A 25405-nucleotide genomic window follows, 5' to 3' on the forward strand; every position below is an offset into this window, starting at 1 on the left:
ACAGTTATTTCACGCCAGACGCAAGCCCTCAACTCAGGGGCTTTAGGGAAAATTCCTATAACCCCATGCCCTGGCGGGACAGCTGCGCCTCCGTTTGCGGGTTGGCGTGGAAGAGCACGTGCTCGCGGATCGGCCCGAGCGCCACCTCCCCTACTTCCTCGTAGCCGTGGCGACGGTAGAAGTCGAGGTAGCGGGCGTTCCCGGTGTCCAGCACCAGGCCCTGCGAGCCACCGTCCTCGGCGCACCAGGCGTGCAGCGCTTCGAGCAGCTGTTCGCCCAGGTGCTTGCCCTGGAACTCCGGATGCACACCGATCAGAGGCAACACGTGATACGGCCCCGGGGGCAAGCAGCCGAGCACCGCCTCGTGGTACTCCAGGTAGCGCTTCGTGCAGCGGAAGCCGGTGGTCAGCAGCATGCGCATGCGCCAGGCCCAGCTTTCCGTGATGCCCAGGCGGCGCTGCGGCGGCGCGATCAGGGCCACCGCCACCAGGCGTTCGTCGATCACCAGGCCAAGCACCGGCAGCTGTTCGAGCATGTGCTGGTGGGTCAGTTCGCGGATGGTGGCGCGCACGCGCTGGTCGAAGCCGGGGCGGTCGCTTTCCAGCAGGTAGGCGAAGGTCGGTTCGTGGCGGTAGGCGTGATACAGCAGCGAGCGCATTTCGCGGGCATAGGAATCGCCCAGCATGCGGACTTCGGCGCGGGTCTCGGGCATCGGCTCACCTCTTGTTGTTCTGCACCCCTGGCGAACCCTAGCAGGGCCCGCCGGGGCTCGCCAGGAAGCTCGTCGGCGACTCCGCGCGGATTTGCCCGCCTTTGGCGCAGCGGCTAGCATCGTCCTTTTTCGAGGACGTCCAGGATGAAAATCGTCTCATTCAATATCAATGGCTTGCGAGCCCGTCCGGAGCAGCTCCAGGCGATCATCGCGAGCCACCAGCCCGACGTCATCGGCCTTCAGGAAACCAAGGTCGCCGACGACCAGTTCCCCCGCGAAGCGGTCGAGGCGCTGGGTTACCACGTGCACTACCACGGCCAGAAGGGCCACTACGGCGTGGCCCTGCTGTCGCGCGAGGAGCCCGTGGAAATCCGCTACGGCTTCCCCGGCGACGGCGAGGACGCCCAGCGCCGGTTCATCTGGGGCACCTTCAAGGACAGCGACGGCCAGCCCATCACCGTCATGAACGGCTACTTCCCGCAGGGCGAGAGCCGCGACCACCCGGTGAAATTCCCGGCCAAGCAGCGCTTCTACGCCGACCTGCAGCAACTGCTGGAAGCGCAGTTCAAGCCCGACCAGCGCCTGGTGGTGATGGGCGACATCAACATCTCGCCGGAGGACTGCGACATCGGCATCGGCGAGGACAACCGCAAGCGCTGGCTGCGCACCGGCAAATGCAGCTTCCTCCCCGAAGAGCGCGAGTGGCTGGACAAGCTCAAGGCCTGGGGCCTGGTGGACAGCTTCCGCCAGCTGCACCCGCAGGTGAACGACCGCTTCAGCTGGTTCGACTACCGCAGCCGCGGTTTCGAGGACGAGCCCAAGCGCGGCCTGCGCATCGACGTCATCCTCGCCTCCGAGGCGCTGCGCCCGCGCCTGGCCGCGGCCGGCATCGACTACGACATTCGCGGCATGGAGAAACCCTCCGACCACGCGCCCATCTGGCTGCAGCTGAGCTGATCAGCCTTGCGCCTGCGCCAGCCACTGGCGCAGGCCGGCCTGCAGCTCGCCGAGGGCCACCTCGACCGCCTCCACTGCCGCGTCGAACGACGCATCCCCTTCCCGCTCTTCGCAAAGCCCCTGCAGCGCCCGGCAACTCGCCTCCGCCCGCTGTGCACAGATGACCGCCGCGACGCCGGCCAGGCGATGGGCCAGCTCGCCCAGTTCGCTCCAACGAGCGCCCCACCACAGCTCGCGCAGCTGAGCGATGTCCTGCTCGTTGGCTTCCAGCAGCGTACGCACGAACTCGCAGGCCGCGTCGCTGTGCTGGGCATCCGCACCGAACAACGCCTCGAGCTCGAAGATCGCTGCTGCCGTTTGCGGCTCGTTCCCGTGGGTACCCGAGGCTTCTTCGCAACCAGCCTCGACCAACGCCTGGCGCAGCGCCTCCAGGGTCAGCGGCTTGAACAGCACGGTATCCATGCCCGCCTCCAGGCAGCGTTGGGTCTCTTCCTCCCAGGCATTGGCCGTGGCGCCGACGATCAGGCAGCGCGGGCCGCCCGAGCGCTGCTCGTGTTCGCGGATGCGTCGGCTCAGCTCGTAACCGTCGCCCCCGCTCATGCGGCAGTCGGTCAGGACTGCATCGAAATGGCCGGCACACCAGAGTTCCCAGGCCTGCTGGCCGCCGGCGGCAAGCGTCGCCCGATGGCCCAGGTGCTCCAGCTGCTGGCGGAAGACCAGTCGATTGGCTGGATGGTCGTCCACCGCGAGCACCTGCAGCGACCGTCGTGCGGGGGCCAGCCCGGCCTGTTCGGGTAGCTCTTCCGGTGCAGCGCTCAGCGCCAAGGGCAGGCGGATGCTGAAGCGCGAACCCTGTCCGAGTTCGCTGTGCAGTTCGAGGCGGCCGCCCATGAGCTCGACCAGCCGCCGGCTAATGTGCAGGCCCAGACCGGTGCCTTCCTGCTGCGCCGGCCTCTCGACCTGGGCGAAGGGACGGAACAGGCGCGCCTGATCGGCTGTGCTGATACCAATGCCGGTGTCGCTGACCTCGATCAGCAAATCGAGCCGCTCGCCCTCTTGGCGGGCCGAAGCACGCAAGGTCACGCCGCCGAGTTCGGTGAACTTGATCGCATTGTTGAGCAGGTTGAACAGCACCTGCTTGAAGCGCAGCGCATCCAGCAGCACCCAATGTTCCAGCCCCGCCCCGGCAACCAGCTCCAGGTGCAGCCCCTTCTGCTGCGCCAGGCCGAGGAACAGCGAGACGCTGCCTTCTATTTGCCGCAACAGTTGCACCGGCGACGGAGTCGAGTCGATGCGCCCGGACTCGATCCGCGCCATGTCCAGCACGTTGCCGATCAGCATCAGCAGCGTGCGCGCGGCGTCCTGGGCCACCTCCAGCGAACCGAGGTCGATTTGCCCGTCGCGGGCCTTCTCCAGGGCCAGCTCCTGCAGGCCGATGATGGCGTTCATCGGCGTGCGGATCTCGTGGCTCATGGCCGAGAGGAACTGGCTCTTGGCCGCGCTCGCGGCGTCGGCGCGCTTGCGCTCGGACTCCAGCTCACGCATCAGCCGATGGCGCTCGGTGAGGTCCACCCAACCGCCGATCACCCCCTGGACGCGGCCCCCGGCATCGCGCTGTGCCACTGCCCAGCGATAGGCGAAGAGTTCTCGCCCGACCAGGCGCAGCGGCCTATCCCCCGCCAACGGCAAACGCCCACTGGCGACCAGCTGTCGATACTCCTGCATCAGGTTCGCCGCCTCGTCTTCGGCGAACCAGCCGAGTTCGTCGATAGCGCGCCCCTGGCAGTCCTCCAGCCGACAATCGAAGAGTTCCAGCATGGCGCGGTTGCACAGGCTCAGGCGGCCTTCGTGGTCAAGGTGGTAGACCGGGTTCGGAATGGCCTCGATCAGTTCGCTGAGCAGCGTCAGTTGCCCGCTCAGGCGCCGCTCGGCGCGCCGCCGGCGGCGCACCTGGCGCAGCAGGTAGAAGCCCCACACCAGCGACAGGACGATCAGCAGGCCGGCGCCTGCGACGATGCGCAGCAGCAGCTGACGGTGCATCTGCCAGAAGCTGACCGGCGTGTTCTGGCGCGCGCCCCAGCGCTCGACGATGGCGGACAACTCCTCCGGGTCGACGGTCAGCTGGGCCTTTTCCAGAATCGAATGGAGCTCCGCCTGCCCCTTCAGCACACCGATGCTGAACGGCGTGCTCAGGTCTTCGAGAATGCCCGCCAGGCGCAGCTGCCGGTGGAACTCGCCGGCGATCATCGGGCGAATGCTGAAAAGGCTGCCAATGGCGGCATCCGCGCGGCCCTCGGCGACGTTGCGCAGCGACTCGTGCTGGTTCGTCGCTTCCACCAGCGGCACCTGCGGATAACGCTCACGCAGCATCTGGTTGAACGCGCTGCCGGCGGCACTGGACAGGCGCCGACCCGGCATGTCGGCGAGGGAATGGATGTCCTGCTCGCCAGTGGCGACGGCCAGCACCACGCTGGCGCGCAGGTAGGGCGGCAGCAGGTCTACCCCGTCGATGCCCGGTGTCACCGCCGGGGTCAGCAGCGCCTGGCCGGTGGCGAACGTCTCCGCCATCTGGTTGTAGTCGTCGACCGCGACATAGTCGAAATGCAGCCCGGAACGCTGCCCCAGCAGGTCCAGGTAGTCGCGCAGGATGCCACCGACATGCCCGTCTGCATCGACCTGGGCCAGCACGCCGGTGAAGCGGTTGACCACCACCGGCACCCGCGGGTGGGCGTCCAGCCACTGCCGTTCGCGTGGCGTCAGGCCGACCTGCAGGCCCTCCAGGCGCAGCCGTTCGCCGGCGCTCCAGCGGCGCAGGATTTCCTCGCGGCGCAAGGTGCCGACACGGGACAGGCCGTGATCGAGAAGGTCGCGCAGGCGCTCGTCGCCCTCGCGCACCAGGAAGCCGAAGCCGCTGCTCTCGACCGGAGCGAAGTTGGCGATGCGCAGGTCGAACAGGTAGTTCATGTTGATCAGGTAATGCACCGACAGAGCGTCGTCGAGCACACCGTCGACGCTGCCCAGGCTGAGCGCATCGAGCGCACCCAGGGTGCTGTCGAAAACCTGCACCTGGCTGTCGGGATAGGCCGCGCGCACCTGCGCCGCGCTGAGGTAGCCGGCGACCACCGCCAGCCTGCCGCCTGGTCTTGCGGCCAGCCCTGGGCGCGCCTCGTCGCCCACCAGCACGGGCGGGTCGGTGACATAGCTGCGGCTGCGCAGCAGGCCATTGGCCGTCGCTTCGGCCTGGCTGCCGCCGGCGACCAGGTCTGCCTCGCCGCGGCGCAGGGCGTCCAGCGCGGCCTGGCGGTTCGGATAGCTCCGCACGTGTACGCGCTCGCCCAGCAGCAGCGCCAGGTAGTCGGCGCTGACGCCCTCGAAGCGGTCGCCATTGATCATCTGCAACGGCGCCCGCTCGGCCGGCGCGACCGCCACGTGCAACGGGCCGCGGCGCTGCAGCCAGTCACGCTCCGACGTGGTCATCCAGCCATCGGCGAGAGGCGGGCTGTACCCGTTCAGGGTCAGTTCCTGGGCCGCGCTCGGTTGCAGCAGCGAGCAGAGCAGCACGGCGGAGAAAAGGCAGAGTCTGCGTATCAAGTCCATGGCGCCTCGATGGGTCGGCGGCCGCCGCACCGCTCTACGACGGCCTTGGCGGTGGGGGCAGGACTCTACCGGGGTTGCCGGCAAACCACTATAGGAAAACCTCTCTTTGACCGGCAAAAGGCCCATTCCAGAGCCATCGTGCGACAAACCGTCACCGTTCTGAAACCTTTTCCACCTAGGCTGCGAGCCTGCCATTCGCCCTTCGGAACGCCCCTCACCATGTCGCCCTCTTCGCCGCGCCGCGATGCCGACGCCTGGCCGATTACCCTCGCCTGGCTGATCATCGCCTTCGTCTGCTATGCCCTGCCCCAGCACGTCCTGGCGGCGCTGCCACCGTCCGCCAACGGCGAGCCGGTGCTGCGCATCCAGGGCTCCAACACCATCGGCGCGCACCTGCTGCCGGAGCTGGTCAAGGGCCTGCTGCTGGACCAGGGCTACAAGGACATCGGCAGCGAAGCGGGCAAGGTCGACAACGAGCAGCGTGTACATGGCCGCGATGCCCAGGGCCGCGAGGTCAGCGTGACAATCGCCGCGCACGGCTCCAGCACCGGCTTCGCCGCGCTGAAGGACGGCACTGCCGACATCGCTGCCGCCTCGCGGCCAATCAAGGACGCCGAGGCCGCCGGCCTCTCCGCCTCCGGCAATCTGCGCAGCGCCAAGGCCGAGCAGGTGATCGGCATCGACGGCCTGGCGATCATCGTCAACCGCGACAACCCACTGGGCGAGTTGACCACCGACCAGCTCGCCCGCGTGTTTGCCGGCGAAGTGACCACCTGGGAAGCCCTGGGCGGCCGCGGCGGCGCCATCCACCTGTACGCTCGCGACGACAACTCCGGCACCTTCGACACCTTCAAGGAGCTGGTGCTGGCCAGCCACGGCAAGCCCCTGGCGGCAAGCGCGCAGCGCTTCGAATCCAGCGACAAGCTGTCTGCCCAGGTAACCGCCGACCCGCAGGCCATCGGCTTCGTCGGCCTGTCTTCGGTGCTCAAGGCCAAGCCGCTGGCGATCGCCGACGGCGAGTCGCTTGCCATGTTGCCCGCCACCACCAGCATTGCCACCGAGGACTACCCGCTGTCGCGCCGGCTGTTCCTGTACGTCAAACCCACCCAGCACAACGCCTGGGTCGATGCCCTGGTGCAGTTCGTGCAAAGCGATCGCGGCCAGGCGCTGGTCAGCACCAACGGTTTCGTTGGCCAGCGCGTGCAGGCTGTGCGCCTGCAGCCCAAGGCCGGCATGCCCACCGACTATCAGGCGCTGGCACGCGACGCCCAGCGGCTGTCGGTGAACTTCCGCTTCCACGAAGGCAGCGCGACCCTGGACAACAAGGCGCAACGCGACGTCGAACGCCTGGTCGGCTACCTCCAGCAGCACGGCAAGATGAACGGCCAGGCAGTACTGGTCGGCTTCGGCGACGCCAAGCAGGACCCGCAGCGCGCGGTGCTGCTCTCCAAGCTGCGCGCCATGGCGGTGCGCCGCGAGCTGGCCAAAGAAGGCGTGATGTTCCGCTCCATCGAAGGCATGGGCGCGGCGCTGCCGGTGGCGGCCAACGACGATGACGACGGGCGGACCAAGAACCGCCGCGTCGAAGTCTGGGTGTATTGAGCCGCGCTTGACCCGCAACAATCCCGGCGCGGCGCAGCTTGCCTAGACTCAAGGCTGGAGCACCACCTAAGCGGTAGGAACTTGTTACCTTCTGCCGCTTGCCGCGCGACCGCGCTCTGGTATTTTTCCCGCCGTGACGCCGGGCCCCTCTGACGGTCAGCTAGACCGCCATGTCGGAGTCACTTTCGACAACGACATCAGAGAGGGCCCCCACATGGCACCCCTATTGGATTTCCTCAACGCTCCCTTCCTCGGCACCGCCACCTGGTTCTGGCTGGTCTTCCTGGCCATCGTCCTCGTCCTGCTGGTCCTCGACCTCGGCGTGCTGCAACGCGATCACCATGAAATCGGCGTGCGCGAGAGCCTGCTGCTCTCCGCCGGCTACTTCGCCTGCGGCCTGGCCTTCGGCGGCTGGGTCTGGTACGCGTTCGGCGCCACCCATGCCATGGAGTACTACACCGGCTTCCTGGTCGAGCAATCGCTGTCGATGGACAACGTGTTCGTCATGGCGATGATCTTCGGCTTCTTCGGCATCCCCCGCCGCTACCAGCACCAGGTGCTGTTCTGGGGCATCCTCGGCGCCATCGTCATGCGCGCGGTGATGATCGGCCTGGGCGCCGCGCTGGTGCGCGAGTTCGAGTGGGTGATGTACATCTTCGGCGCCTTCCTGCTGTTCAGCGGCGTGAAGATGCTCTTCGCCAAGCACGAGGACGAGCCGGACCTGGCCAACAACCCGGTGCTGCGCTTCCTGCGCAAGCACATCCGGGTCACGCCGCATCTGCATGAACACCACTTCTTCGTTCACCTGCCCGATGCCAACGGCAAGGTGGTTCGCTTCGCCACCCCGCTGTTCCTGGCGCTGATCCTGATCGAGCTGGCCGACGTGGTGTTTGCCGTGGACAGCGTGCCGGCGATCTTCGCCATCACCCAGGACCCGTTCATCGTCTACACCTCGAACATCTTCGCCATCCTCGGCCTGCGCGCCCTGTACTTCTCGCTGGCGGCGATGATCCACCGCTTCGTCTACCTGAAGTACGCCCTGGCCCTGGTGCTGGTGTTCATCGGCATGAAGATTTTTGCGCACGGTCTCATCGGCAAGGTTCCCGCCGCGCTATCGCTTGGGGTAACCTTCGGCCTCCTCGCTGGTGGCATACTGCTTTCACTGCTGAAGACCCGCAAGGAAGGCGAGGAGCCGCTGGAAATCGTCAGCCAGGAGACGCTGCATGCCCAACGAAGTGAGGATCGAAGCCATTGAGCACAAGGGCCGCGCCTGCTGGCAGGTGCGCCTGGGGCATCGTGGCCTGCGCTTCGCCCAGGAGGACCTGGCCCGCGCCTTTGCCGCGCAGCTCTTCGCTCGCCGCCAGTGGCTGAAGGAGCAGAGCGGTCCGTCCGCCGAGTGTCCCTGAACGTCCCCCTTGAATGAAGAAGGCCCGCTGTGATGCGGGCCTTCTTCATTTCTGCCAGGGATCAGCGACCGCTGCGCAGCATTTCCTTGGGCACGTACTTGCCGATCTCGAACTTGCCGATGGCCGCGCGGTGCACTTCGTCCGGGCCGTCGGCCAGGCGCAGGGTGCGCTGCATGGCGTACCAGTAGGCCAGCGGGAAATCGTTGGAGACCCCGGCGCCGCCGTGCATCTGGATGGCGCGGTCGATCACCTGCAGGGCGACGTTGGGCGCCACCACCTTGATCTGCGCGATTTCGCTCTGGGCGATCTTGTTGCCCACGGTGTCCATCATGTACGCGGCATTGAGGGTCAGCAGGCGGGCCTGGTTGATCTCGATGCGCGAGTTGGCGATGTGGTCGATGTTGCCGCCCAGGCGCGCCAGCGGCTTGCCGAAGGCGGTGCGGCTGACGGCGCGCTTGCACATCAGTTCCAGCGCGCGCTCGGCCATGCCGATGGAACGCATGCAGTGGTGGATACGGCCTGGGCCGAGGCGGCCCTGTGCGATCTCGAAGCCGCGGCCTTCGCCGAGCAGAACGTTCTCATAGGGTACGCGCACGTTCTCGAAGAGCACTTCGGCGTGGCCGTGCGGGGCGTCGTCGTAGCCGAACACCGGCAGCGGGCGAAGGATCTTCACGCCGGGGGTGTCGGTGGGCACCAGGATCATCGAGTGCTGCTGGTGGCGCGGCGCGTCCGGGTTGGTCAGGCCCATGAAGATCATGATCTTGCAGCGCGGATCGCAAGCACCGGAGGTCCACCACTTGCGACCGTTGATGACCCACTCGTCACCGTCGCGCACGGCGTTGGCCTGCATGTTGGTGGCGTCGGACGAAGCCACGCCCGGCTCGGTCATGGCGAAGGCCGAGCGGATCTCGCCGGAAAGCAGCGGCTCCAGCCAGGTGCGCTTCTGCTCTTCGCTGCCGTAGCGGACGATGGTTTCCATGTTGCCGGTGTCCGGCGCCGAGCAGTTGAACGGCTCCGCGCCGATCAGCGAGCGGCCCATGATCTCCGCCAGCGGGGCGTATTCCATGTTGGTCAGGCCGGCGCCGTACTCGGATTCGGGCAGGAACAGGTTCCACAGGCCCTCGGCCTTGGCGCGGACCTTGAGGTCTTCCATCACCTGGGTCGGCTGCCAGCGATCGCCTTCGGCCACCTGCTGCTCGAAGACGCTCTCGGCGGGATACACGTAGGCTTCCATGAACGCGGTGACGCGTTCACGCAGGTCCTGGACCTTGGCGGAATAGGCGAAATCCATGGGGGCTACCTTCTGGCAGGGGTTTGTCTTGTGTGTAGGAAGATGCTAGAACAGGCAACACGATTTACCTAGCCTATTATCCGAATCAATGAACATTCATAACCCGCATGATGGTCCGCCATCTCCGGCGCTATGAGCGGCCACAACAATGACAAGCGGAGCCCCGGGATGAACCTCAGCAAGGTCGACCTGAACCTGTTCATCGTCTTCGATGCCATCTACACCGAAGCCAACCTCACCCGAGCCGGACAGATCGTCGGCATCACCCAGCCGGCGGTGTCCAACGCCCTCGCCCGCCTGCGCGAAACCTTCAACGATCCGCTGTTCGTGCGCACCGCCCAGGGCATGGTGCCCACGCCCATGGCGCAGAACATCATCGGCCCGGTGCGCAACGCCCTGCAGCTGCTGCGCGTGTCAGTGCAGGAGAGCCGCACCTTCACCCCGAACCAGGCGAGCAAGACCTATCGCATCAGCATGACCGACCTCATCGAGTCGGTGATCCTGCCGCCGCTGTTCCAGCGCCTGCGCCGCCAGGCGCCGAACGTGCTGATCGAGAGCTTCCTCGCCAAGCGCCGCGAAACCACCAAGGAGCTGGCCGCCGGCCGCCTGGACTTCGCCGTCGACGCGCCGCTGAACACCGACACCCAGGTGCGCCACGTCAAGCTGATGGAAGACCGCTACGTCTGCGCCATGCGCCAGGGCCATCCGCTGGCCAAGGCGAAGCTGAACCTCGACGAATACCTGTCGCTGACCCACATCCAGATCTCCAGCCGTCGCAGCGGCCTCGGCTACATCGACCTGTCGCTGGGCAAGATGGGCCTGCAGCGCAAGATCGCCCTGCGCTCGCAGCACTATCTGATGGCCTCCAACGTGGTGCAGCAGACCGACATGGTGGTGACCGTGCCGGAGCGCTTCGCCCGCCACCACAACCTGCATTTCGTGGAACTGCCGGTCAGCGACGTGCCCAAGCTGGAAACCCACCTCTACTGGCATGAAAGCACCGACCAGGACCCGGCCAACCGCTGGATGCGCGAGCAACTGATCGAGCTGTGCCAGCAGGTCGCCGCGCGCGAGGCGCGAGAGGCGCAGCAGCAACAGCAGGCCTGAGATTCAGGCTCGCAGATGACTCAAGGCCCGCAGATGCGGGCCTTGTTCTTTATGGTCACTGTGAAGCCCGGATCCATGTAGGGCGAATAACCCCGGAGGGGTTATCCGCCGTTTTCGTGCCGGGCGGCGGCGCATAACCGCGAACGCGGTTATGCGCCCTACGAGGGGGGCTTCGCGGATGAATCCGCTCCTACAAGCGGCCTCATCTCCGCGCATGCCGCCGGCATGGCCCGCCCCGCGAAGTGCCTGTCCAACACGGGGAACGGGCCTTGCCCGCGAACGCTTGGCCCGCTCAGAGGCTGCGGGCGATGACCAGGCGCTGGACGTCGCTGGTGCCTTCGTAGATCTGGCACACGCGCACGTCGCGGTAGATGCGCTCCACCGGGTAGTCCTGCAGGTAGCCGTAGCCGCCCAGGGTCTGGATCGCCGCCGAGCACACCCTTTCCGCCATTTCCGAGGCGAACAGCTTGGCCATCGAGGCTTCGGTCAGGCACGGCAGGCCGGCTTCGCGCAGGCTCGCCGCGTGGTGGACCATCTGCCGCGCCACGGCGATCTCGGTGGCCATGTCGCTCAGACGGAAGGCCACGGCCTGGTGCTCGATGATCGGCTTGCCGAAGGTCTCGCGCTCATGGGCGTAGTCGCGGGCGTACTCGAAAGCGGCGCGGGCCATGCCCACTGCCTGCGAGGCGATGCCGATGCGGCCGCCTTCCAGGTTGGCCAGGGCGATGCTGTAGCCCTGCCCCTCCTCGCCCAGGCGGTAGCTGGCGGGAATGCGTACATCGTCGAAGGCGATCTGGCAGGTGTCCGAGGCGTGCTGGCCGAGCTTGTCCTCGACGCGGACCACGCGGTAACCGGGCGTGTCGGTCGGCACGATGAAGGCGCTGATGCCCTTCTTGCCGGCCGCCGGATCGGTCACCGCAAAGACGATCACCAACCCCGCGTGCTTGCCGGAGGTGATGAACTGCTTGCTGCCGTTCAGCACGTAGTGATCACCGTCGCGGCGTGCGCGGGTCTTCAGGAAGCTGGCATCGGAGCCGGCCTGCGGTTCGGTGAGGGCGAAGGCGCCGATCATCTCGCCGCGCGCCAGGGGCACCAGGAACTGGCGCTTCTGCTCGTCGCTGCCGAACTTGGCGATGGGCATGCAGCCCACTGAGTTGTGCACGCTCATGATGGTCGAGCAGGCGCCGTCGCCGGCGGCGATCTCTTCCAGGGCCATGGCGTAGGCCAGGTGGCCGGTCTGCGCGCCGCCCCACTCCTCCGCCACCAGCATGCCGAGGAAGCCGAGGTCGGCCATTTCCTTCAGCGCCTCGGCCGGGAAGCGGTGCTCGCGGTCCCAGTCGGCGGCGAAGGGTTTCAGGCGTTCCTGGGCGAATTGGCGAGCAACGTCGCGGATCTGCAGTTCTTCTTCGCTGGGAATCATGCTGCGCTCCTTAGCTCAGGCGCTGGACGGCGATGGCGGTGGCTTCGCCGCCGCCGATGCACACCGAGGCGATGCCGCGATCGAGGTCGTACTGCTGCAGCGCCGACAGCAGGGTCACCAGGATGCGCGCGCCGGAAGCGCCGATCGGGTGGCCCAGGGCGCAGGCGCCGCCGTGGACGTTGAGCTTTGCGTGGGGAATGTCCAGCTCGCGCATCGCCGCCATGGCGACCACGGCGAAGGCCTCGTTGATCTCGAACAGGTCCACGTCGCCCAAGGCCCAGCCCGTACGTTGCAGCAGGCGGCGCATGGCGCCGACCGGTGCGGTCGGGAACAGGTTCGGCGCTGCGGCGTAGGACGAATGTCCACGAATTGCCGCCAGCGGCTTCAGGCCATGCTTCTCGGCTTTGGACAGGCGCATCAGCACCAGCGCGGCGGCGCCGTCGGAGATGGAGCTGGAGTTGGCGGCGGTCACGGTGCCGCCCTCGCGGAAGGCCGGTTTCAGGGTCGGAATCTTGTCCAGCTTCGCCTTCGGCGGCTGCTCGTCCTGGCTCACCTCACGGGTTTCCTTGCCGGCCTTGACCGTCACCGGGGTGATCTCGGCGGCGAAGCGCCCTGCGCTCATGGCCTGCTGCGCGCGGGTCAGCGAGGCGATGGCGTAGTCATCCTGCTGCTGGCGGGTAAAGCCGTAAGCCTCGGCGCAATCCTCGGCGAAGGTGCCCATCAGGCGACCCCGGTCGTAGGCGTCTTCGAGGCCGTCGAGGAACATGTGGTCGAGCACCTTGCCGTGGCCCATGCGGTAGCCGATGCGTGCGCGCTCCAGCAAGTACGGGGCGTTGGACATGCTCTCCATGCCGCCCGCCAGCACCACGCTGGCACTGCCGGCGAGCAGTGCGTCATGGCCCTGCATCACGGCCTTCATGCCCGAGCCGCACATCTTGTTGATCGTCGTGCAGGGCGTGCCGCGGTCCAGGCCGGCGCCGAGCACCGCCTGGCGCGCCGGGGCCTGGCCCTGGCCGGCGGAAAGCACGCAGCCGAGGATGGCGTCGTCGATCTGGTCGGCGCCTAGCTGTGCGCGTTCGATGGCGGCGCGCACGGCGGCGGCGCCGAGGGTGGCGGCGCTGGCGTCCTTGAAGTCGCCGAGGAAGCCGCCCATGGGGGTGCGGGCGATGCTGACTATGACTACGGGATCGTTCATGTCGGTACTCCTGTTACTTCGCGGCCATGCGAATGGCGCCGTCGAGGCGGATCACCTCGCCGTTGAGCATGCTGTTCTCGATGATGTGCCGCACCAGCGCGGCGAATTCGTCCGGGCGGCCCAGGCGCGGCGGGAACGGCACGGCAGCGCCGAGGGAGTCGCGGACTTCCTGCGGCATGCCGGCCATCATCGGCGTCTCGAAGATGCCGGGGGCGATGGTCATCACGCGGATGCCGTGGCGCGCCAGCTCGCGGGCGATGGGCAGGGTCATGCCGACCACACCGGCCTTGGAGGCGGCATAGGCGGCCTGGCCGATCTGCCCGTCGAAAGCCGCCACCGAAGCGGTGTTGACGATGACGCCGCGTTCGCCGCCGGCGTCGGGCTCGTTGCGCGCCATGGCCTCGGAGGCCAGGCGCAGCATGTTGAAGCTGCCGATCAGGTTGATGTTGATGGCCCGGGAGAAGCTCTCCAGAGCGTGCGGACCATTGCGCCCGAGGACCTTCTCGGCCGGCGCGATGCCGGCGCAGTTGGCCAGCCCGTGCAGCGCGCCGAAGCGCTCCAGCGCGGCTTCGACGGCGGCGCGGCCGTCGGCTTCGCTGGTCACGTCGGTACGCACGAAGCGCGCGTTGGCCTCACCCAGTTCGGCAACGCGGGCGGCACCGGCTTCGACGTTCACGTCAGCCAGCAGCACACGGGCGCCCGCCTCCACCAGGGTCTTCGCGGTGGCCGCGCCGAGCCCGGAACCGCCGCCGGTGATGAGGAAAACCTTGTCCTGGATGTGCATCGTCTTGTCTCCGTCGAATTACTGGGCGGCCGCGCGTTCGGCCGCCTCGCGTTGCCGGGCGATCTCCTGGTTGCGCAGGAGAAAGCGCTGGATCTTGCCGCTGGGGGTCTTGGGCAGTTCGGCGATGAACTCCACCTCGCGCGGGTAGCTGTGCGCCGACAGGCGCTTGCGCACGTACTGCTGCAGCTCCTCGGCCAGCTCGGCACTGGCCTGGTGGCGCGGGCAGAGCACCACGTAGGCCTTCACGATTTCGGTGCGCTCCGGGTCGGGCTTGCCGATCACTGCCGCTTCCATCACCGCCGGGTGCTCGATCAGCGCGCTCTCCACGTCGAAGGGGCCGACGCGGTAGCCGGAAGTGGTGATCAGGTCGTCGGAGCGGCCGACGAAGCTGATGCTGCCGTCCGCGTTCAGCTCGACCGTATCGCCACTGAGATAGTAGTCACCGACGAACGCCTTGGTTTCCATGCCGTCGTAGCCGGCGAACCACATCAGCGGCGAGCGCTTGCGGTCCATGGCGAGGATGCCCGGCTGGCCGGCCGGCAGCTCTTCGCCGTTTTCGCCCAGTACCACCACGCGGTGACCAGGGATGGAGTAGCCGGCGGAGCCCATGTGCACCGGATGTTTCAAGGCATGGTGGTTGGCCAGGACCATGCCGAGTTCGGTCTGCCCGTAGTGGTCGTGGATGGTCACGCCCAGGCCCTCGGCGAACCAGCGGATCACCTCCGGGGTCAGCGCCTCGCCGGCGCTGCTCACGGCGCGCAGGCGGCCCTTGAGCTCGCGCTCCACTTCTTCGCTGGAGGCCATCAGCAGGCGGTACGCGGTGGGCGAGCCGGCCAGGTTGGTGATGCCCTGCTCGCGGATGATCCGGCAGGTGCTCTCCACGGTGAATGCGCCTTCGTAGAAAGTCGTGGCGTGGCCCAGCGCCAGCGGCCCGGTGACCGCGTAGTAGAGCCCGTAGGCCCAGCCCGGATCGGCGAGGTTCCAGAAACGGTCGTCGGCACGCAGGTCCACGGCATCGCGGATGTAGCCGGTGAACGCCAGGATCGCCTTCAACGGCACGGCCAGCGGCTTGGCCAGGCCCGTGGTGCCGGAGGTGAACATCAGCAGGAAGGGGTCTTCGCCACTGCGCAGCACCGGCTCGAACTGCTCGGATTGCGCGTCCAGGGCGACGTGGAAATCGAGGTCGCCCGCCTGGATCGGCTGGCCGCCGCTGACGGTGATGATCTGCGGCGCGTTCGGCACCTCGTCGAGCTTTGCGCGGTTGCCGGCGTCGGTGACCAGCACGCGACTGCCGGCGATGCCCAGGCGGTGCTCGATGGCCTTGGGCCCGAAGGCGGTGAACAGCGGCTGGTAGACCGCGCCCAGGCGCCAGGTGCCGAGGATGGTGACGAGCAGTTCGGGGGTGCGCGGCAGCATGCCGGAGACGCGGTCGCCGGGGCGTACGCCGAGGCTGTGCAGCAGGTTGGCGAAGCGCGCCGACAGTGCCTGCAGCTGGGCGAAGCTGTACTCGGCGCGTTCGCCGTTGCGGCCTTCCCAATAAAGCGCCGTGCGCCCGCTGGCGGCATGGCGGTCGCAGCATTCGACGCAGGCGTTGAGAGCATCGAGGCTCCCCGAGAGCTGTTCCCTGGCAGTGGCGGCGTAGTCGAACTCGGCTACGGCGGCAGCGTAATCGCGCATCGCAGAACTCCTGTTTGTTCTTGTCGGGAGTTCCAGGATGTTCGCGCCACTGCCCTGAACCGGCAATGTCGAAAGGCTCCAAATTGGCTGAGCGGATTGGACAGCCGCGGGCGCAAATGACAAAGGCCCGCCGAAGCGGGCCTCCATCGTGTAACGCGAGACTCAGCAGCTCTGCGGCATCTCGCCCCGCGCCAGGCGGGCGTTGATGTCGCGGACCACGGCCGGCAGTTCGGCAATGGTGTCGATCAGGTAGTGCGGGCGCGAGCCCTCGAACATCTGGCCGATGCGTTGACGCTCCTGCGCAAGCTTTTCCTGCGGCAGCGCCTTGTACTGCTCGTAGGTCAGGCCCAGGGCGTTGCCCGAGCAGGTCAGCGCCACGGTCCACATGCCGGCGCGACGGCCTTCGAGGATGCCCGGCCAGGTGTCGTCGACCTTCACGCAGGCGGCCACATCGTCGATGCCCAGTGCGATCACATTGGCCAGCGCCTGGGCCGGGTGCGGACGGCCATTGGGCACTTCGTCGGTGGCGACAACGTGGTCGGCGACGTAGCCGTTGGTCTTCGCCAGGGCCACGACCTTCTCCATCACCACCGCTGGGTAGCCCGAGCAGGAGCCGATCTTCAGGCCCTGGGCGCGCAGTACAGCGATGGCTTCCAGGGCGCCGGGGATCAGCGCCGAGTGCTCGGCGATCTTCTCGATCTGCAGCGGCATGAAGCGTTCGTAGATGGCGGTGACGTCGTCGTCGCTCGGCACGCGGCCGAACTTGGCCTTGTAGCGCTCCGCGATGGCCGGGATGTCGCAGAGCGTGCGGATGTGGTCCCACTTGCCCATGCCCATCGGGCCGCGCGCTTCTTCCAGGGAAACCTGCACGCCGAATTCGGCGAAGGCCTCGACGAATATCTGCGTCGGCGCGAAGGAGCCGAAATCGACCACGGTGCCGGCCCAGTCGAGGATGGCGGCTTGCAGTTGCTTGGGTTGTTCGTAGTTCATCGCGTCAAATCCTGTAGTCGGGCGCCGCCGCGGGCGACGCCGGGAATGGGGTTCAGATCTCGAAGACTTCCACTTCGCGCAGGCTCTCGGCGATCGCCGCCACTGCCTCGCGCATGCCCTGGGCATCGACCTGGCCGATGCAGCCGACGCGGAAGGTTTCCACCTGGGTCAGCTTGCCCGGGTAGAGGATGTAGCCCTTCTCGCGCACCCGGCCGTAGAACTCGGTGAAGGTGTAGCGAGCATCCTTCGGCGCGTGGAAGGTGACGATGATCGGCGCCTGGATGGCCGCCGGCAGGAAGCTGCGGAATCCGAGCTTGGCCATCTCGTCGAGCAGAGTCTGGCAATTGTTTGCGTAACGCTCGTGACGGGCCGCGAGGCCGCCCTCCTCCTCGTACTGGGTCAGCGCCTCGTGCAGCGCGGCGACCACATGGGTGGGCGGGGTGAAGCGCCACTGGCCGGTCTTGGCCATGTAGGCGTGCTGGTCCTGCAGGTCCATCGACAGCGAATGGCAGTTGCCGGCACTGGCCGCCAGCGCGCTGCTGCGGGCGAAGACGAAGCCCATGCCGGGCACGCCTTCCAGGCACTTGCCGGAAGCGGCGATCAGCGCGTCGAAGGGCACCTGGCGGGCGTCGATGTCGAGCGCGCCGAAGGAGCTCATGGCGTCGATGATCAGGCGCTTGCCGTGGGCCTCGATGACCTTGGCGATCTCCTCCAGCGGGTTGAGGATGCCGGTGCTGGTCTCGCAGTGGATCAGCGCCACGTGGGTCACGCTCGGGTCCGCGTTCAGCAGGCGGTCGACGTCGGCGGCGGTGGTCGGCACGTCCTCTTCGGTCTCGAAGGTGCTGAATTCGCGGCCGATCACCTGGCAGATCTTCGCCAGGCGCTTGCCGTAGGCGCCGTTGATCAGCACCAGAACCTTGCCGTCGCGCGGCACCAGGGTGCCCACCGCGGCTTCCACCGAGAAGGTGCCGCTGCCCTGCAGCGGTACGCAGGTGTGGGTGCCTTCGCCATGGATGATGGCCAGCAGGCGGGAACAGACGTCGGCGGTCAGGGCGTTGAAATCGCTATCCCAGGAACCCCAGTCGACCATCATCGCGCGGCGGGTCCGCGGGGAGGTGGTCAGGGGGCCGGGGGTCAGCAGGATGGGCGCGCGCTCGGCAGTGCTCATGCTCGGTTCCTCTTCTGGGGAAGACCTGTGCGGGAGAGATTCTTGTTTGAGCCCGTCGCCGGGCCTGGGCATACGTTGCCAAGCGCCCTGTTATCGCTCAAATTGTTTATCACGATCCCAGGCATAAGTCGGACATATACATCCATGAACCTCTTCCAGCTCCGCGCCTTCGACGCCGTCGCCCGCGAAGGCAGCTTCACCCGCGCCGCCGAGCGCCTGTTCATCAGCCAGCCGGCGGTGACCGGGCACGTCAAGCAGCTCGAGGAGCACTACCAGGTCAACCTGTTCCGCCGCACCGCCCGCAGCGTGGAACTGACCGAAGAAGGCCGCCGCCTCGCCGCCATCAGCCGCACCCTGTTCGCCCTGGAGGAAGAAGCCGAGACGCTGCTCGACGCCAACCGCAAGCTGCTCAGCGGGCGTATCGAGGTAGCCGCCGACGGCCCGCACCTGGTGATGCCGATGCTCGCCCGCCTGCGCGCGCGCTACCCCGGCATCACCGTCAACCTGCGCCTGGGCAACGCCCAGGAAACCCTGAACGCCCTGCTCAGCGAGCACGTGGACATAGCCGTGGTCACCGAAGTGGACGAGCGCCCCGGCCTGCACCTGCGCGAGCTGGTGGAGTCGCACCTGTGCGCCCTGCTGCCGCAAGGCCACGCCTGGTGCGAGCGCAGCGACGGCATCCCGCTGGAAGAACTCGACCAGCAGATCATGGTGCTGCGCGAACCCGACTCCATCACCCGCCGCACCTTCGACCGCGCCTGTCAGGCCCGGCAGGTGCAGCCCCTGGTGCAGCTGGAACTGGACAGCCGCGAAGCGGTGACCGAGGCGGTGGCGGCAGAACTAGGCATAGGCATCGTGTCGTCGCTGGAAGTCAGCCGCGATCCGCGGGTACGCGCGGTGCCGCTGCTCGGCGAGGGGCTGGCACCCCGCCACTCCATCGGCTGCCTGGAACGGCGCCGCGGGTTGCGGGTGGTGAGCGCGTTCATGGAGCTGGCGGAAGAAGGTGCTTCGTAGGCGCGCGTATGCTCGCGAACTACACGGCACGAATGCCAACTCTGTAGGGCGAATAACTCCGTGGGGGTTATCCGCCGTTTTCGTACCGGGCGGCGGCGCATAACCGCGCACGCGGTTATGCGCCCTACGGTGAGATCGGTGCGGGGATTTTCGCGGATGAATCCGCTCCTACAGGATGGCGCCGAACAGCCCCCTCTCCCGCTTGCGGGAGAGGGAACGGAGCCGCCCCGAGAAGCCGGTGCATCAGGGAAGCATCGTTCGCGAGCAAGCTCGCTCCTACGGGGAGCAGTCGCCGGGTCAGCCCAGCAATCCATGCAACTTCGCCTGCGCCACCGCCTGGGTGCGGCGCTCCGTGCCGAGCTTGCCGTTGATGTTCCAGGCGTGGGACTTCACGGTGTTAACTGACAGGCAGAGCTGATCGGCGATTTCCTGGTTGGAAAGCCCCGAGGCGATCAATTGCAGGATGGCCAGCTCGCGCTTGCTCAGCAGCGCGCTGAGTGCGGACGGGGAAGACACCTGGCGAGCGGACGGGTTCGCGGCGGCAGACTCGAACCACTGCGGCTGACGCTCCAAGAGCGCGTTCAGCAAGCCGTTGTCGCGCAGCTGCTCGGGCGGCACTTCGCGTTGCAGGTAGTTCAGCAGCAGCGGCGTTCCGCTGGCCAGCAGCTGCGGCAAGGTGTCGGCCGTGGCGTCGCGCAGGAACAGGCAGATCAGCGCCGGCCATCCCGCGCACGCCTCCAGCAATTGCTCCCGCTGCTCGGCGGTCAGGGCGATCCGGCGCGCGCTCAGCAGCCCCTGGAGCGTCGGCGAATCGAAGGCCAGTGCGGCTGCATCGAGCTCCAGTACATCGCCCTGCAGCACCAGGCGCGGCAGGCTCCAGGCGGGCCGGAGCCGGCCGCTGATCCACCAGCGCACATGCTGTGGGGCGCGCTCCAGGAGGTCTTCCAGGCAGGCGTCGAGCAGCGGGCTGGCATGCCGCGGATAATCGTCGAGCATCAGCCACACCGGATGGCGAATGCGCCCCAGCAGCCGGCACAGCTCCTCCACTGTCGCCGCGCGCCCGCCCAATGCCTCGGCAATGTTGCCCAGTAACTCCCTGGGCAGCGGCGTATGGCCGAGCAGGTCCAGCCAGATCACCTGGGTGTCCGGTGGCGCCAGCCGGGCGCATTCGCCGTGCAACAAACTCTTGCCGAATCCCGCGGGAGCCACGGTCAGCGTCAGCCGGCTGTCCGCGCCCAGCAGGCAGCGCAACAGGTGCGGACGCAAGACGGCACCGGGCAACGGCCTGGGCAGCGCCTTGCTCTTGGAGGGAATGTCGAGGAAGGGCGGTTCGGAAATCTGGGAGGACATGCTGACGATCTCTGCGGTTCCGTAAGCGACGGGACACCGGCGCCGAATGCGTGGGGCGTGGTCCACATATCCAGCACCGGTGCGTCCCACGGGGAGAAGTATCCCTTATGGCACACCCCACCACTCGACATTCAGCGCCCAATACTTGACATCAGGCGCCAGCCGCCCGAACAGGGAACGCTCCCCTTTTTCAAGTACCCATCCGAGGCCCTTGCGTCGTGAAGGTTCGATCTATCCAGCGCCATTCATGAAGTCGATGAATCGCCGGAACCCCCTGGATCAGAGGGGGTTTAGGAGTTTGGTGTGAGTTGAAGATCGCAACCTTCGTCTGTTTGGCGGCGCCGCTGCGCTGATTAAGGTGAGGCTCCCACCCCACCCTGACCGGAGAGTCACATGACAATAACAACAGGGCTCCGACGCTTCCCGCCGTGCCTGCTCGGCCTGGCCGTTGCGCTGGGCGCCCTCGTGCCGAACGCGCGAGCCGCCACCTTCAACATTGGCGAGATCGAGGGGCAGTTCGACTCGGCGCTGTCCATCGGCGCCAGCTGGTCCACGCAGAGCGCCAGCCAGGACCTGGTCGGCGCCACCAACGGCGGCAACAGCAGCGCCTCGGCCAACGACGATGGCCGCCTGAACTTCAAGCAAGGCGAAACCTTCTCCAAGCTGTTCAAGGGCGTCCATGACCTCGAGCTGAAATACGGCGATACCGGCGTATTCCTGCGCGGCAAGTACTGGTACGACTTCGAGCTCAAGGACGAGAGCCGCCCGTTCAAGCAGATCAGCGACGACGGCCGCGAAGAGGGCGCGAAGTCCTCCGGCGCGGAGCTGCTCGATGCCTTCGTCTATCACAACTACACCATCTCCAACCAACCGGGCAGCGCGCGCCTGGGCAAGCAGGTGGTCAGTTGGGGCGAAAGCACCTTCATCCCCAACAGCATCAACTCGATCAACCCGATCGACGTCGCTGCCTTCCGCCGCCCCGGTTCCGAGATCAAGGAAGGCCTGGTCCCGGTCAGCATGGCCTTCGCCTCCCAGGGCCTCACCGAGAAGCTGTCCGCCGAGGCGTTCTACCAGCTGGATTGGGAACCGACGGTGCTCGACAACTGCGGCACCTTCTTCGGCTCCGATACCGCGGCCCACGGCTGCGACAACAACCTCACCGTCGGCACGCCGGCCGCCGTGAAGGCATTGACGCCCTATGCCGGGCTGATGGGCGTGAACATCGTGCCCGAAGGCCTGATCGTGCCGCGCGGGAGCAACCACGATGCGCGCGACAGCGGCCAGTGGGGCCTGGCGCTGCGCTGGATGGGCGACGACACCGAGTACGGCGCCTACGCGATGAACATCCACAGCCGCCTCCCCTACCAGGGCATGACTACGCCCAGCGCCGCCGCCATCCAGCGCGCGCTCACCCTGCCCGGCGGCCCGGCGGGGCAACTGAGCCAGACCTCGCTGCTGGGCAACAGCCACTACTTCCTTGAGTACCCGGAAGACGTGCGCCTTTACGGCCTCAGCTTCGCCACCACCCTGCCCAGCGGCACGGCCTGGTCCGGCGAGATCAGCTACCGGCCGAACATGCCCCTGGCGATCAACGCCATCGACGTCACCAACGCGCCGGTCATCGATGTGATCACCGGCGCCCTGACCGGCGGCCGACCCGATGCACTGGCAACCGCCAATACGGACCTGAGCGGCTACAAGCGCAAGGAGATGACCCAGGCGCAGACCACCCTGACGCACTTTTTCGAGCGCGTACTGGGCGCCGACCGCCTGACCCTCGTGGGCGAAGCCGGCATCACCCGGCTCGGTGGGCTGGAGAGCCGCAACAAGGTGCGCTACGGGCGCATCACCGAGGTCGGGGCGTACAGCCCGAGCAACGACGAGGGCTTCTACACCAGCACCTCCTGGGGCTACCGCGCCCGCGGCATTCTCGACTACAGCGACGTGATCGCCGGCGTCAACCTCAAGCCCAACCTCGCCTGGTCCCACGACGTGCAAGGCTACGGCCCGACCTTCAACGAAGGCAGCAAGGCCGTCAGCCTCGGCCTGGATGCCGACTACCGCAGCACCTACACCGCCAGCCTCTCCTACACCAACTACTTCGGCGGTGATTACAACAACCAGATCGACCGCGATTTCCTCGCGCTCAGTCTCGGCGTGAATTTCTAAGAAGGACCCGCTTCGATGAAAACGACCACAAGACTCCTTGGGGCCTTCGCCCTTTCCCTGCTGTCCGGCAGCGTGCTCGCCGCCGCCACGCCACAAGAACTGGCCACCCTGGGCGCCAGCCTGACGCCCCTGGGCGCCGAGAAGGCCCCCCCCCCCCCGCCCGCCGGCACGGTGGATGCCAATGGCTACCTCGCCGATCCCTTCGCCAACGAAAAGCCGCTGTTCGTGATCACCGCCGCGAACGCCGAGCAGTACAGGGCCCGCCTGAGCGAAGGCCAACTGGCGATGTTCAAGCGCTACCCCGAGACCTTCCGCCTGCCGGTGTACCCGAGCCACCGGACCGTGGGCATGCCGAAGGAAATCTATGCGGCCGTGCACACCAGCGCCGAGAAGGTCAGCCTGGTCGAGGGCGGCAACGGCCTGCAGGGCTTCACCGACTCGCGGGTGATCGCCTTCCCGATTCCCAAGAACGGCCTGGAGGTGGTGTGGAACCACATCACCCGCTACAAGGGCGGCAATGTGTTCCGCGCCTCGGCCAACGCCTTCCCGCAACGCAATGGCGACTACACCCCGGTGCAGATGGAAGACCAGGTCGCCTTCCCCGCCTTCGTTCCGGACCTGCCCAAGGAGCAGGCCGACAACACCCTGCTGATGTTCAAGTCGGTGACCACCGCGCCCGCGCGCCTGGCCGGCAACGTGCTGCTGGTGCGCGACACGGTGGACCAGGTGAAGGAACCGCGCATGGCCTGGCAGTACAACGCCGGTCAACGCCGCGTGCGCCGCGCCCCGCAGATCGCCTACGACAGCCCCGGCAGCAACGCCGACGGCACGCGGACCTCGGACGACTACGACATGTACAACGGCTCGCCGGATCGCTTCACCTGGACGCTGGTCGGCAAGAAGGAGATGTACATCCCGTACAACAACTACCGCCTGGCCTCGCCGCAAGTGAAGTACGCCGACATCCTCAAGGCCGGGCACACCAACCAGGACCTCGCGCGCTACGAACTGCACCGTGTCTGGGTCGTGGAAGGCACGCTCAAGGAAGGCATGCGCCACGTCTACGCCAAGCGTCGTTTCTACGTCGACGAAGACTCCTGGACCATCGCCGCCTCCGAGCTCTATGACGGTCGCGGCCAGCTCTGGCGCGTCGGCCAGGCCATGCTCATGGACGAGTACCACGCGCAGGCCCCCTGGTACGCCTTCGAGGCACTCTACGACCTGATCTCCGGCCGCTACGGCGTGTACGGACTGATGAACGAAGAGAAGACCTGGGTGAAGTTCGGCATCCCGGCCTCGGTGAACGAATACACCCCGGCGGCGCTGCGCACTTCCGGCGTGCGCTGACGCCAAGCGCGGGGCGGCTGCCGCATACCCGGAGAGCCGTCCCGACTGTCATTCTCCAGACCTGCGGCAGCCCGCCGTCACCCTCTCCCCGCGCTCGCCCGGCCAAGGCCGGGATCTCCCCCTTCGCCGATCGACAAGAACAAGAAACCAGGAGTGCACATGAGTATTCGCCCCACCCCCTGGACCGCCCGGGTGCTCGCCAGCGCCTTGCTGCTCGGCGGCCTGGCCATGCTTCCCCTGCACGGCGCCCTGGCCAACGCCACACCAGCTGCCAGCCAGGCTGAACAGATGGACGAGTTCCGCACGCTGGTCCGCGACGTCTACCAGTACGCCTACCCAATGGTGCTGATGGACATCACCCGCCAGCAGATGACCAACGTGCCGGACGCCACCAGCGTGCCGCAGCGCGCACCCATCAACCAGTTCGCCCACTACCGCGCCTACCCCGACGTCCACGCCCGGGACGTGGTGCGGCTCAACTTCGACACCCTCTACTCCATGGCCTGGATCGACGTCCGCAAGGAGCCGGTAATCCTTTCGCTGCCTGATACGCACGGGCGCTACTACCTGATGCCGATGCTGGACATGTGGACCGACGTGTTCGCCGTTCCCGGAACACGCACCACCGGCAACCAGGCGGGCAACTTCGCCCTCGCCAGCGCGGACTGGAAAGGCGAACTGCCCGAGGGCGTGGAGCTGATCCGCACGCCGACGCCGGTGTTCTGGATCATTGGCCGCACCCAAGCCAACGGCTCGGCGGACTACGACAAGGTGAACAAACTGCAGGATGAGTACCGCCTGGTCCCGCTGAGCCAGTGGGGGCGCAAGTACACGCCACCGACGGGCCTGCCTGTCGACCCGACAGTGGACAATACGACGCCGCCGCTGCGGCAGATCAACCTGATGAGCGCCACCGAAGTGCTGACCCGCTTCGCCCAGTTGCTCAAGCAGTATCCGCCGCACGCCAGCGACTACCCCATCCTCCAGCGCATGCGCCGCCTGGGCCTGGAGCCGGGCAAGGACTTCGATCCCGCCGCACTCAGCGCCGAACAGCGGGCGCTGCTCGACAACGCTGCGAAGGACGCCCAGAACGACGTGATCCAGGCCGTACGCTCCGGATCGATAGGCATCCTGCGCAATGGCTGGAACTGGAACGACTCGCTGGGCAGCTACGGCACGCAGTACCGCAAGCGCGCCCTGGTCGCACTGGCCGGCCTGGGGGCCAACCTGCCAGAAGACGCCCTCTACCCCAATGCCGTTGCCGATGCCGATGGCAAGCCCCTCTCCGGCAGCAATGACTACGTCCTGCGTTTCGACAAGGGGCAGCAGCCACCCGTGGGCGCCTTCTGGTCGCTGACCCTGTACGACAAGGAAGGCTTCCAGGTCGCCAACCCTCTGGACCGCTTCGCGCTCGGCAGTCATGACGCGCTCAAGCTCGGCGCCGATGGGTCGCTGGAAATCCGCATTCAGCATGCCTCCCCGGGCAAGGACCTGGAGAGCAACTGGCTGCCGGCGCCCAGTGGCGACTTCCAGATGATGCTCCGCCTGTACTCGCCCAAGCCCGCGGTCACGAATGGCCAATGGCTGCCGCCGGCGATCCGCAAGATCAACTGAACAAG

The 25405-nt window shown here is 67.1% G+C and carries 19 protein-coding genes; 9 read left to right on the plus strand and 10 right to left on the minus strand.

Annotated elements, in window-relative coordinates; all coding sequences use genetic code 11:
- Nucleotides 1-55: 55 nt before the first annotated feature.
- A complete protein-coding gene (locus PKB_RS15355; RefSeq protein ID WP_043253051.1) occupies nt 56-712 on the minus strand; it encodes a GNAT family N-acetyltransferase in 657 nt (218 codons plus the stop codon).
- A gap of 144 nt (nt 713-856) precedes the next feature.
- On the opposite strand from PKB_RS15355, the gene xthA reads away from it, so the two are divergent.
- Nucleotides 857-1669: an exodeoxyribonuclease III gene (gene xthA, locus PKB_RS15360; RefSeq protein WP_043253052.1), complete on the plus strand. Its 813-nt coding sequence runs from the start codon at nt 857-859 to the stop codon at nt 1667-1669.
- Here the strand turns inward: xthA and PKB_RS15365 are convergent, their stop codons facing one another.
- The gene (locus PKB_RS15365) at nt 1670-5266 is read right to left on the minus strand and encodes an ATP-binding protein (RefSeq protein WP_043253053.1); all 3597 of its coding nucleotides are present in this window, start codon (nt 5264-5266) and stop codon (nt 1670-1672) included.
- Nucleotides 5267-5485: 219 nt separating this feature from the next.
- On the opposite strand from PKB_RS15365, the gene PKB_RS15370 reads away from it, so the two are divergent.
- From PKB_RS15370 to PKB_RS15380, 3 genes are all read left to right on the plus strand, one after another.
- A complete protein-coding gene (locus PKB_RS15370; protein ID WP_043253054.1) occupies nt 5486-6868 on the plus strand; it encodes a phosphate ABC transporter substrate-binding/OmpA family protein in 1383 nt (460 codons plus the stop codon).
- Nucleotides 6869-7082: 214 nt separating this feature from the next.
- Complete coding sequence (locus PKB_RS15375) at nt 7083-8123, plus strand: TerC family protein (protein WP_043253055.1); 1041 nt, start codon at nt 7083-7085, stop codon at nt 8121-8123.
- The gene (locus PKB_RS15380; RefSeq protein WP_043253057.1) at nt 8092-8274 is read left to right on the plus strand and encodes a hypothetical protein; all 183 of its coding nucleotides are present in this window, start codon (nt 8092-8094) and stop codon (nt 8272-8274) included. The genes PKB_RS15375 and PKB_RS15380 overlap by 32 nt, the downstream gene beginning before the upstream one ends.
- Nucleotides 8275-8335: 61 nt before the next feature.
- Here the strand turns inward: PKB_RS15380 and PKB_RS15385 are convergent, their stop codons facing one another.
- On the minus strand, nt 8336-9565 hold the full coding sequence (locus PKB_RS15385; RefSeq protein WP_043253059.1) for an acyl-CoA dehydrogenase: 1230 nt from the start codon (nt 9563-9565) through the stop codon (nt 8336-8338).
- 168 nt (nt 9566-9733) lie between these two features.
- Here PKB_RS15385 and PKB_RS15390 point away from each other — a divergent pair, with 168 nt between their 5' ends.
- Complete coding sequence (locus tag PKB_RS15390) at nt 9734-10672, plus strand: LysR family transcriptional regulator (RefSeq protein ID WP_043253060.1); 939 nt, start codon at nt 9734-9736, stop codon at nt 10670-10672.
- A gap of 292 nt (nt 10673-10964) precedes the next feature.
- Here the strand turns inward: PKB_RS15390 and PKB_RS15395 are convergent, their stop codons facing one another.
- The 6 genes from PKB_RS15395 to PKB_RS15420 form a co-directional block, all read right to left on the minus strand.
- On the minus strand, nt 10965-12092 hold the full coding sequence (locus PKB_RS15395; RefSeq protein ID WP_043253061.1) for an acyl-CoA dehydrogenase family protein: 1128 nt from the start codon (nt 12090-12092) through the stop codon (nt 10965-10967).
- A 10-nt stretch (nt 12093-12102) separates the two neighbouring features.
- Entirely contained in the window at nt 12103-13287 is a 1185-nt protein-coding gene (locus tag PKB_RS15400) for an acetyl-CoA C-acyltransferase (RefSeq protein WP_043253062.1), read from the minus strand.
- Between the two features lie 13 nt (nt 13288-13300).
- Entirely contained in the window at nt 13301-14071 is a 771-nt protein-coding gene (locus tag PKB_RS15405; RefSeq protein WP_043253063.1) for a 3-hydroxyacyl-CoA dehydrogenase, read from the minus strand.
- Nucleotides 14072-14089: 18 nt separating this feature from the next.
- Nucleotides 14090-15748, minus strand: coding sequence for an acyl-CoA synthetase (locus tag PKB_RS15410; RefSeq protein WP_043253065.1), 1659 nt, complete (start codon nt 15746-15748; stop codon nt 14090-14092).
- Nucleotides 15749-15910: 162 nt separating this feature from the next.
- Nucleotides 15911-16738, minus strand: coding sequence for a phosphonoacetaldehyde hydrolase (gene phnX / locus PKB_RS15415; RefSeq protein ID WP_043253066.1), 828 nt, complete (start codon nt 16736-16738; stop codon nt 15911-15913).
- A 52-nt stretch (nt 16739-16790) separates the two neighbouring features.
- Entirely contained in the window at nt 16791-17906 is a 1116-nt protein-coding gene (locus PKB_RS15420) for a 2-aminoethylphosphonate--pyruvate transaminase (RefSeq protein WP_043253068.1), read from the minus strand.
- A gap of 144 nt (nt 17907-18050) precedes the next feature.
- Between PKB_RS15420 and PKB_RS15425 the strand changes: the two genes are divergently transcribed.
- Nucleotides 18051-18920 carry a LysR substrate-binding domain-containing protein gene (locus tag PKB_RS15425; protein ID WP_043253069.1) on the plus strand — a complete coding sequence of 290 codons (870 nt, stop codon included), beginning with the start codon at nt 18051-18053 and terminating at the stop codon, nt 18918-18920.
- Nucleotides 18921-19217: 297 nt separating this feature from the next.
- On the opposite strand, the gene PKB_RS15430 is transcribed toward PKB_RS15425, so the two are convergent.
- Nucleotides 19218-20270 (minus strand): helix-turn-helix transcriptional regulator, encoded by a 1053-nt coding sequence (locus PKB_RS15430; protein ID WP_043253070.1) that lies wholly within the window; start codon nt 20268-20270, stop codon nt 19218-19220.
- A gap of 393 nt (nt 20271-20663) precedes the next feature.
- On the opposite strand from PKB_RS15430, the gene PKB_RS15435 reads away from it, so the two are divergent.
- The 3 genes from PKB_RS15435 (at nt 20664) to PKB_RS15445 (ending at nt 25400) form a co-directional block, all read left to right on the plus strand.
- Nucleotides 20664-22439 carry a DUF1302 domain-containing protein gene (locus PKB_RS15435; RefSeq protein WP_043253071.1) on the plus strand — a complete coding sequence of 592 codons (1776 nt, stop codon included), beginning with the start codon at nt 20664-20666 and terminating at the stop codon, nt 22437-22439.
- Between the two features lie 15 nt (nt 22440-22454).
- Nucleotides 22455-23786 carry a DUF1329 domain-containing protein gene (locus PKB_RS15440; protein WP_043253073.1) on the plus strand — a complete coding sequence of 444 codons (1332 nt, stop codon included), beginning with the start codon at nt 22455-22457 and terminating at the stop codon, nt 23784-23786.
- Nucleotides 23787-23945: 159 nt separating this feature from the next.
- Entirely contained in the window at nt 23946-25400 is a 1455-nt protein-coding gene (locus PKB_RS15445; protein WP_084166657.1) for a DUF1254 domain-containing protein, read from the plus strand.
- Nucleotides 25401-25405 lie beyond the last annotated feature (5 nt).

Origin of the sequence: Pseudomonas knackmussii B13, assembly GCF_000689415.1 — a bacterium.
GTDB classification, from domain to species: domain Bacteria; phylum Pseudomonadota; class Gammaproteobacteria; order Pseudomonadales; family Pseudomonadaceae; genus Pseudomonas; species Pseudomonas knackmussii.